Genomic DNA, 16,585 nt, shown 5'->3' with positions numbered 1-16,585 from the left:
AATTACCATTGCCTGGGAAACTTCCCGATTCAAAAGCTTCAAATTCTTTACGCCACTTGTATAAAAGAGTAACCTTGATACCTAGTTCTCTTGCTAGTTCTGACAGGTTCTTTCTGTCCTTACTTAATTCTACAGCTTGTCGTTTAAAAGCTGGATCATATTTCTTTCGCTCTTGTGTCATAAGTTAAATGTAAGACTTTATGCTTAACTTGTACTGTCCCCTAAATTAGCACATCCAGTCCTGCTTTCCTATGTAATACTAAAATAACGGGTATCCTATTGGTCGGTTATTAGATCTAAACAAGGTTAACAGAATTCTAGCGAATCATAATATAACTTTATAATCTTCATATAGACATTCCTTGTCGTATTTTTAATAATAATTAATATGCCAAGTTAAGTGTTCTGGCTAGTGGTTGTTCTTAGTTGCGAATTGCCATATGACCATATAAAGTGTTATAAAAGACTAGTTTTTCAAATTTTTTTAAGGAAAAATTATAAGAAATTTCAGCATTTACGATTTTTTACAATAAAATAGAATAAGTAATTTCTATATTGTGTGGGCTATTAATAGACAGGTTTCACACTAATTGTGATAACTCTTATATTTATTTAGTATTTAATAAATTTTAAAGATCAACTTTTACACTTTGTGATAAGCCAATTATTTGATTTTGTTAAGGAAAAATTAGTTGTGTTACAATTGAGTTCTAAAATGAGATTTAAATAGTTTATGTACGCACTTGATTAGATTTTTAGAAGAAACAAAAGTTAATGTTCAGAATAGAATTTAATAGAATACGGGAAACCGTAAAAAAGCTATGAGAATGAGTATTATTTTTAAGAATTATAAACCAACCGATAAAATATGGAGTTAATCCAAAATAATCCTTACCGAATTGCAGGGATTCTCTCAAACGCAACTGCAAAAGAAGTACAAAAAAATAAAAGTAAATTTCTGAAATTTGCTGAAGTTGGAAAAAGAATTGAATCTGAATATGATTTCAATAGTAGTCTTCAATTAATAAATCGAGATAAGGATAATTTAGCCCAAGCTTTTTCTCAAATTCAGCAAAGTCAAGACAAAGTCAACTTTTCTCTATTTTGGTTTTTAAATGCAAACCCTTATGACAATACTGCCATCGAGTATTTAAAAAATGGAGACAAAGAAAAAGCAGTTGAGATTTGGGAAAAAGTAACGCGAGATAAAGGAGTGAATTCTAAAAATTTCTCGGCATTCAATAATTTAGGAACTTTCAAACTGTTAAGTCATAGGAAGGAAGATATTAAAGAAGGTCTTGAGGCTAAAATAAAACTTATTGAATCTGAATGCTTTAGGGAATTCGTTCTTTCCGTTGCTGATGAGACTGTTAAAATAAATAAGGATTTACAAATCGAAAAATTTGTTGATGAATTACTAAAGCACTTTAAATCCCAGTACTCAAATTTAGAATCATTACAAATGTTTAGTAATTGTAATGGCTCAACTCAAAAATATATTTCAAGAAAATTTACAGAAGAACCAATTCACTTTATTGAAAGCCAAATTGAAAGTACTAAAAACAAAAGGAATAAAAATAAAAGTAACGCCTTTAAATATGGGTTAGATTTAGCTGCTATGTGTAAGAAAGAGTTGGTGTTACTACAATCCCTAACTGGTACAACCGACTTAAAGTATAAAACAATTGCAGACCAGTTAGCAAGTGAAATTATGCAGTGCGGAATAGACTATTTCAATGCAAGTCTTAAAAATGATGCTAATGAGAATTATCTTGAATTTGCTATAAAGTTAACAAAAATTGCAGATAGAATTGCAGTTGGTAAGTTGACCAAAGATAGGGCTAAAGATAATCTTGTTACCCTCGCCGAAATGAAAGATCAAGAGCTTTCGGAAGCAATAGAAATTTTAAAAACTATTGTTAATGCCTATAAAAATAATGAAAGAAAAATTTTGAAACAGGTCAGAGAAGAAGAGGCATCTATGAGCTACGGCCAGTCTATAAATTATTCTAAAGTTTCTGAATTGATTAAAAATTCGATCGATTGGGATAAGGCCACGGAAATTATTAACAAGGTAATACCAAAAGAAAATATTGCTAAAATTAAGAGAAGTCAAGATTCCTCTAAAATCTCGGAGTACAAGAGTTTAGTCGAAAGTGTGTTAGAGAGAATGAGTTACACCAATAGAAGTAGAGTTGAATATCTACAATACTGGGAATCGACAAGAGTAACAAAAAAGCGTGAGTCGACATCTACATCTAGTTATAAAGATCAAACAACTACTTCATCAACGGATGGCGAAGGTATTCCATTGTGGTTAAAATGGGCTGGCGCGATTTTATTTTTTTTCTTATTAGTCAAATCTTGTAGTTAATAAAGTTATTATATGAGCGATTAAAACATTTGTAAAACGCAGCGTTTTGGGTTTTAAATTTAATGATCCAATAATATTATTAGCTCTGCAATCGAGACAATGGCTATCTATAAGTTTTAGAGTCTTGAAAAATTAAAATAAGACTTTTTAAGTAAATCCGTAATTTTAAGAGGTTTTACTAAGCTCCCCTCGAGATATCTATTATGAATAGTAAAAAAGCCAAAAACAAACAATGTATTAACCTTAGAATTAGTAAAGTATTAGATAAAATTAATCAAATAACAATGGAAAAAAATATTACTCATTTCGCTCTTTTTCGGAGTAACAAATCTTTTTGCACAACAGCAACAACTTCACATTCGACTGAAAGTGAAGGTATCCCAACTTGGTTAGAATGGGTTGCAGGAATTATACTATTTATCATTTTAATTAAAGCTTGTAATTAGATATGGAAAATCAAGAAATAAATTATTCATTAAATAAAATTGAGTTTAAAAATGATATTGATGATGGCTTGATGTATTGTTTATTAAATTTTTTAATAAAAAATAAAACTGAAATTGAATCAATTAAAAAGAATAATCCAAAGAGCTTTAAAGGACTTACAGACAAAATTGCTAAAAAGTTTTTTGATAAGTTTTCTACAGACTTCGAAAGCTTAATTCAAAACGAAAACCCTGAAAAACTTGCAATGTATTTAACGATGATTGATTCTAGTAGGATTGAAAATAACTTAAAAGATGGAGTTCTAATAATATTCAAGGAAACCCAACGGAGAATTAGTAACTATATAGAATTTCTTAAAGGGAACAAAAGTGATGATAATGGAGGTTGCTATATTGCAACTATGGCCTATGGTGATTATGACCATCCACAAGTAATTGAATTACGAAATTTTAGAGATGACTTTTTAAGCAAAACCATAGGTGGAAGACGTTTTATCAAATTTTACTATAAATATTCGCCAAGTTTAGTCGAAAAGTTAAAGAACAAACAAAGTATTAACCTCATAATCCGAAAAGGATTAAACCAATTTATTAAAGCAATCAAAAAATAATGAAAAAAATGTTACTCTTAGCTCTGTTTTTTGGAGCATCAAATCTTTTTGCTCAACAGCAACAAGATTCAATTTTAATTAAGGAAATACCAACCATAAAAAATAACGTATTTCAGCAAAGGCAAGAGATTGATGCTTTGACAAAAAAGCTGAACAATCAAAATTTTACAATTGGAAAGCAAAGCCAATCAGTTTCTACCTTACAAGACGAGAATATAAACCTAAATTCTTCAATCGATAGTTTAATCCAATTGATTCAAACGAATAGTCAAAATATTGTAACCAACTCGTCTGAACTTGGAATTAAAATTCAAGAAACACGACAAAAAGCAAATTCCCAGATAGCTCATTTAGATAGTAGTGTAGAAAAAAACCAATTGTATTGGATTATTGCCACTTTGTCAACTCTCTTACTAGGTGGATTAGTTTATTGGTTATTGGGCAAACGTATCACATCAAGCAAGATTGATGTAGAAACCCAGATCAGAAACACAAAAACAGTTTTAGTAGAAGAAGGCGTGAAGTTAGATAATAAATTATTAGAGGTTTTGGAAACACAATTAAAACTAAAACAAGAAGAAACGAAAGCGAAGCCAAGTATTTCCTATGAAAAGGCAGACCATTCTTTAGCCTTAAAAGTTGCGGATGAAATTGTACGAATGCAAAAGAATTTAACCCAAATGGATGAAAAAACAAAAGGATTAAAACAATTAAAATCTTCTGTGCAGCGTATTCAAGACAACTTTGCAGCTAATGGATATGAATTAGTTGAAATGCTAGGTAAAGAATATAATGAAGGGATGAAAGTAACCGCAAATTTCACACCAAGTGAGGATTTAGAAACAGGAAAACAAATTATTTCACGAATTATTAAACCACAAGTAAACTTTAAAGGAGAGATGATACAAGCAGCTCAAATTGAAGTTAGCGTAGGTGAATAAAAAAAATATAAAATGGCAAGAACAAAAATTGACTACGGAATTGATTTAGGAACCACTAATTCCGCAATTTCCAGAATGGAAAATGGAGATGCAATCATTAAAAAAACGGACACTTTAAAAGATACTATGCCCTCTTCTGTTTATATTAATAAGAAGAAAGCAATACAAGTGGGAGATAGTGCTTACAATGCACTGAAACGAGATAAACTCAAAGCAATGAAAACTTGGAATGATTCTAATTCCAATTCTTATATCGAGTTTAAAAGAACAATGGGAAGTGATAAATCTTATTCAAGTTCAAATCTTGGAAAAGATTTAACTTCAGAAGAATTATCGGCAGAAGTTTTAAAGACTTTAAAATCTTTTGTAAAAGATGAAAATATAAATTCCATTGTTATTACAGTTCCAGCAGCTTTTAAAAACAACCAAAAAGAAGCAACAAGAGAAGCAGCAAAATTAGCAGGGTTCAATCATATAGAATTATTACAAGAGCCAGTTGCTGCATCGATGGCTTATGGTTTAGATACTGACAAAAAAGATGGTTATTGGTTAGTGTTTGACTTTGGTGGTGGGACTTTTGATGTTGCACTTTTAAAAGTTGAAGAAGGTATAATGAAGGTGATTGACACTGAAGGGGACAACCATCTTGGTGGTAAAAATTTAGACTTTGCCATTGTTGATGAAATTATTATACCATACATACAAGACAATTTTGCGATTGACTCTGTTTTAGCAGACGACACAAAAAAACAAATTTTGCGAAACGCAATGAAGTTTTTCGCAGAAGAAACTAAAGTCGCCCTTTCTTTTAAGGAAACTCATAATATTTTATCTGATTTAGGAGATCTTGGTGAGGATGATGAAGGAGAAGAGATTGAGTTAGATATTACTGTTACACAGGAAAACATCACAAAAGCACTTTCACCGGTTTTCCAAAAAGCAATTGACATAAGTAAAAACTTATTAGAGCGTAAGAATTTAAAAGGTTTGTCTTTAGACGCATTAATACTTGTTGGAGGGCCAACATTTTCACCTGTATTACGAAAAATGTTAGAAGCACAAATTTGTAAACCAGATATAAGTGCAGATCCAATGACAGTAGTTTCAAAAGGAGCTGCATTATATGCTTCTACAGTTAACGTTTCAGAAGAAGTAAGAGAACAAACAAGAGATAAAACTAAAATACAGTTAGAAATAGCTAACGAATCGTCTACGGTTGAAACAGAAGAGTTTGTGCCAATCAAAATTTTAGCAGACAAAACAGAAGGTGAAATCCCTGACAAAGTATTTGCAGAGGTTACGAGAGGTGATAAAGCATGGTCAAGTGGAAAAGTAGAAATAAATACTATTGGAGATATTGTTGAAATTCAATTAAACGAAGGTAAAACTAATGTTTTTGATGTCATTCTTTATGATGATAAAGGTAATATTTTAGAAAGTGAACCATCTAGTTTTAGTGTAATTCAAGGATCTAAAATAGGTAGTTCAACTCTTGCTTACAATTTTGGGATAGAACTTAAAGATAGAGCTACAGGAAAAATTAGATTTAGAACAATTAAAAATTTAGAAAAAAATCAGCCCATACCAGCTGTAGGAATAAAAAATGGTTTAAAAACTCAAAAACGAATAAGACCAGGAAAGGATGCGGACTTCTTAAAGATACCTATTTATGAAGGAGGACATGAAGCGGAAGGGACAAGAGCGATTTATAACGAACATGTAACAGATATAAGAATCAGCGGAGCAGAATTACCTTCTTTACTACCAGAAAATCAAGATGTCGATTTAACAATAAGTATTGATAGATCAGAAAAAGTGATGGTTACGGCATACTTTCCTTATTTAGATTTCACATATGAAACAACAGTAGAAAGAACAATTTCTTCTATTGATACAGAATGGCTTTCAAATGAAATTAGAAAAGCAAAAGGCAGTATTTTAGAACTAAAACAAGATGGGAAATCTGATGATGTAAAACTTCAAAAATTGGAATCTGACTTGAATCTGTTGGATAAATCATTTGAGAATAATAAAAATGATGTAGATGCAAAGTCGGAAGTGCTAAATAATTTAAGAAAGTCATTAAAAGCGATCGATGAATTAAATGAAAGGACTGAATGGCCAAATTTAGAAGCAGAACTTAAAGAAAGATTCTACCGATTAGAAAAAGCCAACAATGATTTAGGAGATGATAATTCTAGATCCTTGGTTAATGAACTCCGTTTGCAATTGGAGGAAGTTATAAAAATAAAAGATGTGAAACTAGGCAATATTTTGTTGGAAGAAATCAATAACTTCTTTTTTCAGTTAACTATGATTTATCAGCTAATAGGAATGCTAAGAAATTTTAATGAGAAATTTGGAGATTATAGCTGGAGTGATTCTAATAGGGCAAGGCAACTAGTAAATAAGGGTATTAGTAAAATATCAGAAAATCCTGATACAGAAGAATTGAGACAAATACTAATTTCACTATACGATATGTTACCTCCAAATGAAGTTCCTAGTGGTGATGATACAGTTTTAGTAGGATAAATTGAACAATATGAGATTAAAAAATAAATTTAAACTTCCACTATTTTGTTTAGCAATAGCACTTTTCTCTTGCGAAAATGAAGCAGATAGAAAAGAGCGTTTAGCTATAGAAGAAGAACATAGAATTGAATTGAAAGAAAAGCGTGTAGCAAAAGAGGCTGAACGCACCTTTCAATTAGAACAAGAGCGCATTGAACGTGAAAAACGAGAAGAAGAAGAACGAATTATAAGAGAAGCTCGTCTTGAAAAAGAAAGACTAGAAAAAGCCATATATGCCAAGTTTAACGGTAATTCATTGAATACAGGTGCAATGCCTTATTCTCGTTATTATGGTGCAAACTCAACTTGTGTTGATTATGGTTGCTCAGAGATAAAAGTAAGAACTAGCAACTCTGATGTTATAGTAACTATCAAGAAAAATGGAAACGTAGTAAGACACGCTTATATCAATTCAGGAAGTAGTTATACATTCTCATTCCCTAACGGGATTTATCAGACATTCTTTTATTACGGTAAAGGATGGAACCCTGAAAAGGAGATGAAAGGCGGGACAATGAAAGGAGGTTTTATAGATAATGAAGTTTTTGGGAAGGATGAGCCACAAACATTGAGTAACAATGTTTTGGAATACCAATTGATTTTACAAGAAAACGGAAATTTCAGTACGCGTCCTAGTAATTCTGAAGAAGCTTTATAAATGAACCAAAATCAGAACATATTATCAAAAGGTCAAACAATTAACGAAAAATATAAGGTAACCTTCTTTCTTAAAAAAGGAAGTTATGCTGAAACCTACCGTGTAAAAGATCAAAATGGTAAAACAAAATTATTGAAACTGTTTTCTTATTCTAAATTAGATAGAACACAATTCAACAACAATGATGATGTTTTAGAAATTGAGATTTTAAAGCAAATTAAACATCCTAATTTGGTAAAATATTGCGATAATGGCGAATTGCTTATAGAAAATCAAAAGTATGCTTTTGTAATTCTCGATTTTATTAGTGGCGAAACTCTAGCTGATAAAATGAAACGAGACCAAACACTTAATCCTTATGACGCAAAAGATATAATTTCAGGCGTTCTAAATGGATTGAGCTATTTACATAATCTTGAAAATCCAGTTATTCATAATGATATTACGAATCTAAATATTATGACTGATTTGTCAGGCAAAGTTGTAATTCCAAAAATTATTGATTTTGGTTATGCAAGATATGTAAGTCAGTCAACCAAAGATTTTTTAAAAGATGGTCTGAATCCTTTTTATCAATCCAATGAAGCATTTAATAAAGTGTTCTCTGTTACAAGTGATGTATTTTCAGTTGGTGCCTTATATTATCATTTACTTTTTGGTTTGCCACCTTGGTTTGTTGAAATATCAAAATACAAATCCGATAGAATAAAATTAGAAGATGCTATTTTAGATGAACGAAATAAACCTTTAAAATTTGACGGCTCTGATATAAAAATTGACAAACAAACAGTAAATTTAATAAGAAAGGCATTACAGCCTAATGCAGAAAATCGTTTTAAAAATGTAAAGGAATTTATTCAAGCCATAAACGGAGAATTAGAAATCAAGCAAGTTTCTAATGTAAACGAATCAACCAAGCCCAAATTAAAAAGCATAAAAAACGGTAAAGGTTTTAAGGCAATTGCAGGAATGCAGGAACTTAAAGAAACCATACAATTAGATGTAATTGATGCGTTAAATGATAAAGAAAAGTATGCAGAATATGGTTTAACAATTCCCAACGGAATGTTACTTTACGGTCCACCAGGTTGCGGAAAAACATTTTTTGCAGAGCGAATGGCGGAAGAAATTGGGTTTAATTTCTACCAAATAAAGCCTTCTGATATTCAGAGCAAATTTGTAAATCAATCGCAAGAAAACATTAAAAATCTTTTTGATGAAGCTCGTGAAAACGCACCAAGTATCATTTTTATTGATGAATTGGACGCTGTTGTTCCAAATCGTGATAATTCAAGTGTAAATCATATGAACACGAGTGCAGTAAATGAATTTTTAGCACAAATGAATAATTGTGGAGAGGATGGCGTTTTTATTATTGGAGCGACCAACAGACCTAATTCAATTGATCCAGCAATATTGAGAGCAGGACGATTAGATAAAGTAATTTATTTACCCCCACCTGATTTTGAAGCTCGTGAGATGATGTTTAAATTGTATTTAGATAAAAGGCCAAGAGAAATTGGTTTAGATTACTCTGCTTTTGCAAAATTAACAGAAAAATACGTTTCGAGTGATATAAAATTCCTGTGTGATGAAGCTTCGAGAAGTGCATTAAAAATGAATTCAAGAATTTCAAAAGAAATTTTATTTGAAACTATTAAAAACAATCGACCTTCAATTTCTCTTAAGGAGTTAAATAGCTACATTGCTATTAAGGCAAAATTGGAAGGTTTAGCAGAAAACACTAATGAAAGACCAGCTATTGGTTTTAAAAACAATTAATATGGAAACAATAAACTTTGACAAATTATTACTTAAAACGGCGTTTTCATGTATGGCTTGTGATGGAGATATAGATAAGAGAGAAATAAAATTGATAAAGCAATTACATCAGGAGAGAAAAACGTTTGGTGAAATTGATATTAATTCTGAAATGGATAATTTATTACTTGCTATTAATAAAGATGGTCATCAGTTTCTTAAAGACTATTTTAATCAACTTACCGAATTTGAATTAACAGAAGCCGACGAACTAAAAATAATTGAAGTAGCAATTGCTACAATCAAAGCAGATGATAAAGTAGAGTATAGTGAAATTAAGTTTTTCAAGGTCATTCGCTCAAAATTAAAAATCGCTAACAAACCAATTCTTGATAAGCATCCAGATTTTGAGGATTATTTAGAGCAGGATATTATAAGCGAATCTTATCTATCAAGACTTCAAGCGGACTTTTTTGATACGCATATTTCAAATGAATTTGAACTTATAAGTCAAATCGATTCTAAAACATTAGATAGTTTAAAACAAAATGATGAAGAATAGCAAAACAATACTAAAAATTGCGTTAGCACTTTTATTGTTTTTATGTTTGTTGGATATGCCTTATGGATTCTATCAATTTGTACGCTTTGTAGCACTTATTGGATTTGGATTTTTGGCATTCAAAGCAAATGAAACAAATGACAATACAGAAGTAATTATTTATGGAGGTATTTAAGAGAGGATTATGCTTTTAATTCATCGCGTATTTTGAATTAATTCAAGATTTACTTGTCTTCTATGAAAAGAATATAAAGAAATTCTATGAACGAAGTTTACCTAAAAAAACGCAAATTTTAACTCCTGTTGCGGACGATAAGTTTAAAATTGAAACTCAATATCGTAAAAAGAAAAAACAACACTCATAACTAGCTATATAGGGAATAGGGAGTTCAGTGGTTTATTAAAGTTCAGTCCTATTTACCAATACCGCCAAATCGTTGATTTGGCTTTTAAAAACAAAAGTCAACGTTTTGGCTCAGAGCAAAATTGAAAGTTTATCGCTTTCTACTGCTCTACTTGCCATAGGCTAAAAGTTGGCATTACTTTAAAAAACTAAAAAAAATGAATGCATACTTTTTAAATGTAATTCCAAAAATTCAGCAGTTTTCTAAAAAACTTGATGATTTAACTTTATTAAAAAATCAAAATTGGGTTTTAATTGATGAATCTAATGATAATAAAAATGTTTTTATTTTTCGTGATAATAACCAAGTTATAATCTCAAAAAACGGAAAAGTTAAAAGGGAAAATTGGGAATACATAGGACAAAATAATCTACTAATTGATATTGACGGTGAAAGTTATCTATTCAGACATGGTTTTTTGGACGAAAATATATTTGCCTTAAAAATGGATAGTAAAGACAATTATGTTTTTTTGATTAATGAATCTAAGTATGGCTTTGAAATTAATAGCGTCGCAGATATAAATGACTTTTTAATTGACAATTACTTAAGCAAAAACCAACAAAGCATAAATAGTCGACTTAATAATAATTACGAAATTAAAAAAATAAAGAGTAAAAAAGCTTTCTTTGGTCCAATATGGGAAACATATAAAGTTCACTTCAATGATAGATTAAAAGATGAAATATATGTGAATAAAACTAGTAATAAGGCATATTTTATTGACGGAATCAATTATACTTCAGAAATGAAACGGTATTATATAAATTCTGAATACTGTATTTCTGCTTTGCATGAATTTTTGAAAACAGGTAATATTTCAAAAGATGGTTTAGTTGAATCACTAATTTCATAGAAACAAACTTCTGCCAACACCGTATAAAATTAATTTATAAATTTAGACTATTTAAGAAAGTTCTTAGATTCTTCTTATCTGTGAATTATTTACTAACTTTAGTTTTTAAAACACGCAACTAAAGTTAAACAATCACGCTAACATCTCTAAACCCGCCCCCACAAATACACAACATTCCCAGTTTCTATATCAAAATAGGGGAGTGCACCATCGTGTCTATTGGGTATGTTTTTGACTAAATGGTAACGTTTTGTGAGTTTATCGCTAAGTTGTTTGAAATCTGCTTTTGTAGCTGGTTTGTTATCTAATGGCGTAAATATAGATTTTAATGAATCGGCGAGTAGACTTCCTGCTGCTGCATTTCCAATACCAGCTGTACTAACGGCTTCAATTTTAGTTTTGCTTGGTGGTATGGGTGGTTGCGCTTCCTGAACTGCAGTAGTAAAGGGAATTAGTTCTGTAGTCTTATTCGGGGTCGATTTTCTTAAATGGTAGGCTTTCGAACGGCAAGTGGCACTACAATATTTTTGAACACGACGTCTTTTAGGTTCAAATTCGGTAAAACAATACTCGCAAGTGTAATATTTCATATTTTTAATTTAACGTATAACAAACGTTTGTTTGACGCTAAATTAATGATTTTTATTAGTTTTCAACTATATTATATGAAAATTTAGTCAAGAGTTACATTAAATACTGAAGTTAACAACAGCCTATCGACTTCCTCATCATCTATCACCAATTTTTGTTTTTTAGGAGGTGTGCTTTCTACCACAGAATTACTTTCAGTGGCAATAGGTGTTTCAATCGGTGCTAGAAGACTAGGTTTAACATTCTCTTCTACGGTAGGTGTAATTGTTTTAAATTGATCTAGAAACTTTAAATCGTCGTTAGGCGAGGTGTCAAAATAGGAGTCAAATTCTTTCGTATGCCTTTCGAAATAATCTAATTGTAATTTAAAAAGATTGACAATTTTGAGATCTAGATTTTTAAATACAGAATCAATATTATGATACATCCAATTTGTAATAAACATATAGCCTTCCAAATAGGTTTTATATTTATTTAGGAGTATTTGAAAAGGTGCAATATCTATTTCTTTTTTAGCTTCAAATAAAAGAAATAGGTTGTTTTCTAAGTGCTCATTTTTGTTTATTAATTTAAGCATAGAAAAATCGTTGAGATCATCGAAATGTTGCTCTTTAGTTTCCAGATAGTATAATTTATTTACGGTATTAACAGGAATTACGCCTTCATAAATACTTCCCTTTAGTATTGTAAATGCAGCCTCTGGTACGTAAATGACAAAGTCTTTACTTAAATTCTCTTTTAGTGTTGTTAAAGTATTCATAGCGCTTATAGTAGGTCAGAATAATCTTTTGGCAGTTCAGCATCAATATCTCTCAGATATTTTTCTAGGGCATCCATAGAGGAGTGGCCCGTAATACCCATTAATTCACTTTTTGCTGCGTGAGACGATGAGTTTTCTAATAAACCACGGTATAATTTCGTAATAAATGTATGTCTAAAACTGTATAAAGCGTGATTTTCACCCAGTTTAAAATGATCTTTCACTACTGTTTTAAAACGTTTTGAAAAATAATCTCTTCTATTGTTTTCTGTAGCGTCCCAGGTTCCACCAATTTTCGTTGGAGTGAAAAAGTGATTTTCAGGATGAAGCTTCGATAAATCGGGCAGCTCTTTAAGTAACAGTTTGGGAATTAACTTCGTTTTTAAAGGGCTGTTTTTAGCTTTAAACTGTATCGTGTTATTCTCTAAGTCAAAATCTTTTACTTTCAATCTACACACCTCTATTGGTCTTAGGAGGTTGTAAGAAATGAATTTAATATACAACAAGAGTATAGGGTCTTCCTTTTCAAGGTATTCAAATATTTTTTCTTGTTCTGTAAGACTATAGGTCTGGTTTCGTTTAGGGGTACTTTTAAGAACAGAAATCTTTCTAATAGGGTTATGTTCAATAATCTCATTATCCTCTAACGTTTGCATTAAACTACTAAGGTTAAGGCGATAATTGTTTCTATTCCTAGAGCTCGATCTTAATAATATAAAATTCAGAAAAGCTAAAGCAGCTTTTTTATCAAATTGATCGATGGTTTTTATTTCTGGTCGCTTGTCCTTAGCCCATTTTACAACAGCATTGGTGCTGTATAGGTAATCTTGAAGCGAGCGTTCGTTGATTACTTTGGCTTTTAGCTTCAAACTAAAATCAAAAGCCTCACGCAAAGTCATTTTAGGATTTTCTTTTTCAACCTCCAATGTTGCTACAGGTAAAGCAGGCTCTACAGCTGTTTCTATAGAGTTTGTAGCAGCGATTACCACTTTTTGCTTCTTAATTTTTGGAACTACAGGTTTGTTTTTTTCGGCTAATTGCTCTTTATGATAATCGGTATTATTAATATACGGATTATAGCCCTCTTGTAGTAATTTTAGCAGCCTTCTACGATAGCGAGAAAGGAGCATCATTCTCTCCTCTTTGGTCTTGTGTGAGTTAGCAGCTCCATAAATGTTTTTCATCCGTTTTAGTCGTCCAGTTTTAGGATCTCTAAATGAAAAATAAACGTACCAGCGTTTTGATAAATCGCCGTTTGCAATGTAAATTTTTGGAGGTGAAAAATCTTTTTTGTGTGCCAAATCGTGTTCTAAATCGTGTTCATTATCGTGTTCAAATGTAATGATTTCGTTTGTAGTAAGCATAAAAAAACGGTTTAGAGTGAACTAAACCGTTTGTTTTGAATTGAATAAGATTTGTAGCGAGAACGAGAATTGAACTCGTGACCTCCGGGTTATGAATCCGACGCTCTAACCGACTGAGCTACCTCGCCATATTTTTGAGAGTGCAAATATAGTAACAATTTTCAATCAAACAAGTAAAAGGTGAAATAAAATTTTTATTTCATTAGAGTGTTAATCTTACTAATTAATGTATATATTGTCGCCATAATTTTTAAAGAAAATATGGAAGATAAAGTTAAATACGAAATAGAATTTCCTATTCACGCTTCACCCTCATTACTATTTCAATATATTTCAACTCCATCGGGTTTATCAGAGTGGTTTGCCGATAATGTTAACTCAAGAGGTGAATTATTTAAGTTTATTTGGGACGGGGCAGAAGAGCAGGCAAAATTAGTTACAAAAAAAAGTGGCGAACGTATTAAATTTAAATGGTTGGCAGATGAAGTAGATTCTTATTTCTTTGAAATTAAAATTCAAGTGGATGAAATTACTAAAGATGTCTCTATTATAATAATCGATTTTGCAGAAGCAGACGAAGTTGAAGATGCGAAAATGCTTTGGGAAAATCAAATCTCAGATTTAAAGCAGGTATTAGGTTCTGCATAGCATAAAAAATAGAATTAAAACATATATTTGTCCTGAAGAAATTCAGGACTTTTTTTATGATAAATTTTAACGGTAATATTCAAGAAAACGACAGTGTTCTAACTCCTAGTAATAGAGGTTATTCTTATGGAGACGCACTCTTTGAGACAGTAAAAGCCTCACACGGTAAACTATTGTTTTGGGAAGATCATTACTTTAGATTAATGTCTTCAATGCGTATTATGCGTATGGAAATACCGATGTCGTTTACAATGGAGTTTTTAGAAGCCGAAATTTTGAAAATTTTAGAAAGTGAAGATCTTACTCAGGCGTCAGCACGTGTAAAATTACAAGTACATAGAAACTCGGGAGGGCTATATTTACCAACTAACAATGGGGTTGCCTTTATTATTTCAGCTAAAAAAGTAGCGTCAGACTTTTATTTGATGAATGAATCACAGTACGAAGTCGATTTATTTAAAGATTTTTATGTTTCTCCAAGTATGTTATCGACTTTAAAATCGAATAATAAAGCAATAAACATTGTTGGAAGCGTCTATGCTGAAGAAAATGATTTAGACAATTGCTTCCTTTTAAACACGAATAAAAGTGTCGTTGAAGCATTGAACGGAAATGTCTTTTTAGTGAAAGGAAACACTATTAAAACGCCGCCATTAACCGATGGTTGCCTAAAAGGTATAATGAGAAAGCAAATAATACAGGTTTTAGAACTATTACCAGAGTACGAATTCTTAGAAGAGTCTATTTCTCCTTTCGAGCTTCAAAAAGCCGACGAGCTATTCATTACAAATGTTATTACCGGAATACAACCTATAACAAAATATAGAAAAAAGGAATATGCAAATACCGTTGCAAAAGGATTATTGCAAAAACTTAATGTAAAAGTGAGGTTGGGTTAATTGTAACTTGGGTTTTCTGGTGCATTAGACCAAATGCTGTAGGTGCCACCCAATTCGACCATTTTTTCTCTCCAGAAAAATTCGTAGTCTTTTTCTATAATTGCTTTTTTGTGAACATTCTTTGTAACTACCCAAGCGTTGGTTCTTAACTCATTTTCTAATTGGTTAATTTCCCAACCAGAATACCCCAGGAAAAACTTAATGTCTTTTTCTGTTATTTTACCTTGGATAATTAATTTAGAAACTTCACTAAAATCACCTCCCCAATAAATACCTAACGAAATTTCAATACTATTGGGTATTAACTCTGGAATTTTGTGGATAAAATATAAATTATCTTGTTCTACAGGACCGCCATTATAAACTTTAAAAGGGGTTTCTATCTCCGGAATAAGTTCGTCTATCGTATACCCCAAGGGCTTATTTAATATAAAACCAATAGAGCCTTCATCAGAGTGGTCTGTTAATAAAACAATAGAACGATTAAAAGATAAATCCCCGATTATTGAGGGTTCTGCAATTAATAAATCTCCTTTGGTTGGCTTAGTTAAAATCATTTTAGAAAGATTTAATTTAACTAAAAGTAGTTTTTTTTTTATTTAAATGCAATTTTTTGAAAATAAAATCCATAAAAAAAGCCTCCATTGCTGAAGGCTTAGTTATATTATTGATGCTAAAAACTTAGTTTACAGCATTTGATAAATCAGAACCCGCTTTAAACTTTACAACGTTTTTTGCTTTAATTTGAATTGTTTTTCCTGTTTGAGGATTTCTTCCGTCTCTTGCAGCTCTTTGAGATACCGACCAAGATCCAAAACCTACTAATGAAACTCTGTCGCCTTTCTTTAAAGCCCCTTCAATTTCAGTTAACGCACATTCTAAAGCTTTCTTTGAAGCTGCTTTAGTAATTCCTGCGTGTTCTGCCATTGCATCGATTAAATCTGTTTTGTTCATAGTTTTAATTTTAATATTAATAAAAGTTGGTTAAACATAATTGTTAAATCCTTTACAAATTTATACGGATTATCCTACCATGCAAGTAATGACGGGGTAAATCACTTATTTTGTTAATAACTTGTCCAATTTGTTAATAAAGAAGGATGGTTTAATATGATTTTTTAAAATATCAGCAACGA

Annotated in this window: 17 protein-coding genes and 1 tRNA gene; 11 read left to right on the top strand and 7 right to left on the bottom strand. The window is 31.0% G+C overall.

Translation table 11 applies throughout. The features are described from left to right. A partial coding sequence (locus ES677_RS09775; protein WP_148380285.1) for a transposase occupies nt 1-181 on the bottom strand: 181 nt, incomplete at its 3' end. A gap of 687 nt (nt 182-868) precedes the next feature. Here ES677_RS09775 and ES677_RS09770 point away from each other — a divergent pair. From ES677_RS09770 to ES677_RS09730, 9 genes are all read left to right on the top strand, one after another. Continuing rightward, complete coding sequence (locus ES677_RS09770; protein WP_148369187.1) at nt 869-2,374, top strand: hypothetical protein; 1,506 nt, start codon at nt 869-871, stop codon at nt 2,372-2,374. A 448-nt stretch (nt 2,375-2,822) separates the two neighbouring features. Continuing rightward, complete coding sequence (locus tag ES677_RS09765) at nt 2,823-3,431, top strand: CFI-box-CTERM domain-containing protein (RefSeq protein WP_148369185.1); 609 nt, start codon at nt 2,823-2,825, stop codon at nt 3,429-3,431. Then, complete coding sequence (locus ES677_RS09760; protein ID WP_148369183.1) at nt 3,431-4,372, top strand: hypothetical protein; 942 nt, start codon at nt 3,431-3,433, stop codon at nt 4,370-4,372. The genes ES677_RS09765 and ES677_RS09760 overlap by 1 nt, the downstream gene beginning before the upstream one ends. Before the next feature lie 12 nt (nt 4,373-4,384). Beyond that, a complete protein-coding gene (locus ES677_RS09755; protein ID WP_148381139.1) occupies nt 4,385-6,907 on the top strand; it encodes an Hsp70 family protein in 2,523 nt (840 codons plus the stop codon). Between the two features lie 10 nt (nt 6,908-6,917). Further along, nucleotides 6,918-7,604, top strand: a complete 687-nt coding sequence (locus ES677_RS09750) for a hypothetical protein (protein WP_148369179.1) — start codon at nt 6,918-6,920, stop codon at nt 7,602-7,604. After that, complete coding sequence (locus ES677_RS09745) at nt 7,605-9,386, top strand: AAA family ATPase (protein WP_148369177.1); 1,782 nt, start codon at nt 7,605-7,607, stop codon at nt 9,384-9,386. It begins immediately after the preceding gene. 1 nt (nt 9,387) lies between these two features. Beyond that, the gene (locus tag ES677_RS09740; protein ID WP_148369176.1) at nt 9,388-9,927 is read left to right on the top strand and encodes a hypothetical protein; all 540 of its coding nucleotides are present in this window, start codon (nt 9,388-9,390) and stop codon (nt 9,925-9,927) included. After that, on the top strand, nt 9,914-10,102 hold the full coding sequence (locus ES677_RS09735) for a DUF6804 family protein (protein ID WP_148369174.1): 189 nt from the start codon (nt 9,914-9,916) through the stop codon (nt 10,100-10,102). The genes ES677_RS09740 and ES677_RS09735 overlap by 14 nt, the downstream gene beginning before the upstream one ends. Before the next feature lie 386 nt (nt 10,103-10,488). Continuing rightward, nucleotides 10,489-11,187, top strand: a complete 699-nt coding sequence (locus ES677_RS09730) for a hypothetical protein (RefSeq protein WP_148369172.1) — start codon at nt 10,489-10,491, stop codon at nt 11,185-11,187. A gap of 146 nt (nt 11,188-11,333) precedes the next feature. Here the strand turns inward: ES677_RS09730 and ES677_RS09725 are convergent, their stop codons facing one another. The 4 genes from ES677_RS09725 to ES677_RS09710 form a co-directional block, all read right to left on the bottom strand. Further along, nucleotides 11,334-11,777 carry a hypothetical protein gene (locus tag ES677_RS09725; protein WP_148381138.1) on the bottom strand — a complete coding sequence of 148 codons (444 nt, stop codon included), beginning with the start codon at nt 11,775-11,777 and terminating at the stop codon, nt 11,334-11,336. 83 nt (nt 11,778-11,860) lie between these two features. Next, nucleotides 11,861-12,538, bottom strand: a complete 678-nt coding sequence (locus ES677_RS09720; protein WP_148381137.1) for a hypothetical protein — start codon at nt 12,536-12,538, stop codon at nt 11,861-11,863. A gap of 5 nt (nt 12,539-12,543) precedes the next feature. Beyond that, on the bottom strand, nt 12,544-13,902 hold the full coding sequence (locus ES677_RS09715; RefSeq protein WP_148381136.1) for a tyrosine-type recombinase/integrase: 1,359 nt from the start codon (nt 13,900-13,902) through the stop codon (nt 12,544-12,546). A 54-nt stretch (nt 13,903-13,956) separates the two neighbouring features. Beyond that, nucleotides 13,957-14,030, bottom strand: a tRNA-Met gene (locus ES677_RS09710). Between the two features lie 133 nt (nt 14,031-14,163). Between ES677_RS09710 and ES677_RS09705 the strand changes: the two genes are divergently transcribed. Continuing rightward, the gene (locus ES677_RS09705) at nt 14,164-14,550 is read left to right on the top strand and encodes an START-like domain-containing protein (protein WP_148369165.1); all 387 of its coding nucleotides are present in this window, start codon (nt 14,164-14,166) and stop codon (nt 14,548-14,550) included. Nucleotides 14,551-14,606: 56 nt separating this feature from the next. Beyond that, nucleotides 14,607-15,449, top strand: coding sequence for an aminotransferase class IV (locus ES677_RS09700; RefSeq protein WP_148369163.1), 843 nt, complete (start codon nt 14,607-14,609; stop codon nt 15,447-15,449). On the opposite strand, the gene ES677_RS09695 is transcribed toward ES677_RS09700, so the two are convergent. Both ES677_RS09695 and ES677_RS09690 read right to left on the bottom strand, forming a co-directional pair. After that, complete coding sequence (locus ES677_RS09695) at nt 15,446-16,006, bottom strand: YqgE/AlgH family protein (RefSeq protein ID WP_148369162.1); 561 nt, start codon at nt 16,004-16,006, stop codon at nt 15,446-15,448. The genes ES677_RS09700 and ES677_RS09695 overlap by 4 nt on opposite strands. A 124-nt stretch (nt 16,007-16,130) precedes the next feature. After that, nucleotides 16,131-16,403: an HU family DNA-binding protein gene (locus tag ES677_RS09690; protein WP_148369160.1), complete on the bottom strand. Its 273-nt coding sequence runs from the start codon at nt 16,401-16,403 to the stop codon at nt 16,131-16,133. Between the last annotated feature and the right edge of the window lie 182 nt (nt 16,404-16,585).

Source organism: Bizionia gelidisalsuginis (genome assembly GCF_008086185.1).
GTDB lineage: Bacteria > Bacteroidota > Bacteroidia > Flavobacteriales > Flavobacteriaceae > Bizionia > Bizionia saleffrena.
This window is presented reverse-complemented; position numbering and strand designations above follow the sequence as displayed.

Excerpts from the sequence above, each read along its gene's own strand:
- ES677_RS09760 (WP_148369183.1), top strand. The coding sequence starts at position 3,431 with ATGAAAAAAATGTTACTCTTAGCTCTGTTTTTTGGAGCATCAAATCTT.
- ES677_RS09750 (WP_148369179.1), top strand. The coding sequence starts at position 6,918 with ATGAGATTAAAAAATAAATTTAAACTTCCACTATTTTGTTTAGCAATA.
- ES677_RS09765 (WP_148369185.1), top strand. The coding sequence starts at position 2,823 with ATGGAAAATCAAGAAATAAATTATTCATTAAATAAAATTGAGTTTAAA.
- ES677_RS09715 (WP_148381136.1), bottom strand. The coding sequence starts at position 13,902 with ATGCTTACTACAAACGAAATCATTACATTTGAACACGATAATGAACAC.
- ES677_RS09745 (WP_148369177.1), top strand. The coding sequence starts at position 7,605 with ATGAACCAAAATCAGAACATATTATCAAAAGGTCAAACAATTAACGAA.
- ES677_RS09755 (WP_148381139.1), top strand. The coding sequence starts at position 4,385 with ATGGCAAGAACAAAAATTGACTACGGAATTGATTTAGGAACCACTAAT.
- ES677_RS09740 (WP_148369176.1), top strand. The coding sequence starts at position 9,388 with ATGGAAACAATAAACTTTGACAAATTATTACTTAAAACGGCGTTTTCA.
- ES677_RS09730 (WP_148369172.1), top strand. The coding sequence starts at position 10,489 with ATGAATGCATACTTTTTAAATGTAATTCCAAAAATTCAGCAGTTTTCT.
- ES677_RS09690 (WP_148369160.1), bottom strand. The coding sequence starts at position 16,403 with ATGAACAAAACAGATTTAATCGATGCAATGGCAGAACACGCAGGAATT.
- ES677_RS09720 (WP_148381137.1), bottom strand. The coding sequence starts at position 12,538 with ATGAATACTTTAACAACACTAAAAGAGAATTTAAGTAAAGACTTTGTC.
- ES677_RS09700 (WP_148369163.1), top strand. The coding sequence starts at position 14,607 with ATGATAAATTTTAACGGTAATATTCAAGAAAACGACAGTGTTCTAACT.
- ES677_RS09705 (WP_148369165.1), top strand. The coding sequence starts at position 14,164 with ATGGAAGATAAAGTTAAATACGAAATAGAATTTCCTATTCACGCTTCA.
- ES677_RS09725 (WP_148381138.1), bottom strand. The coding sequence starts at position 11,777 with ATGAAATATTACACTTGCGAGTATTGTTTTACCGAATTTGAACCTAAA.
- ES677_RS09735 (WP_148369174.1), top strand. The coding sequence starts at position 9,914 with ATGATGAAGAATAGCAAAACAATACTAAAAATTGCGTTAGCACTTTTA.
- ES677_RS09770 (WP_148369187.1), top strand. The coding sequence starts at position 869 with ATGGAGTTAATCCAAAATAATCCTTACCGAATTGCAGGGATTCTCTCA.
- ES677_RS09695 (WP_148369162.1), bottom strand. The coding sequence starts at position 16,006 with ATGATTTTAACTAAGCCAACCAAAGGAGATTTATTAATTGCAGAACCC.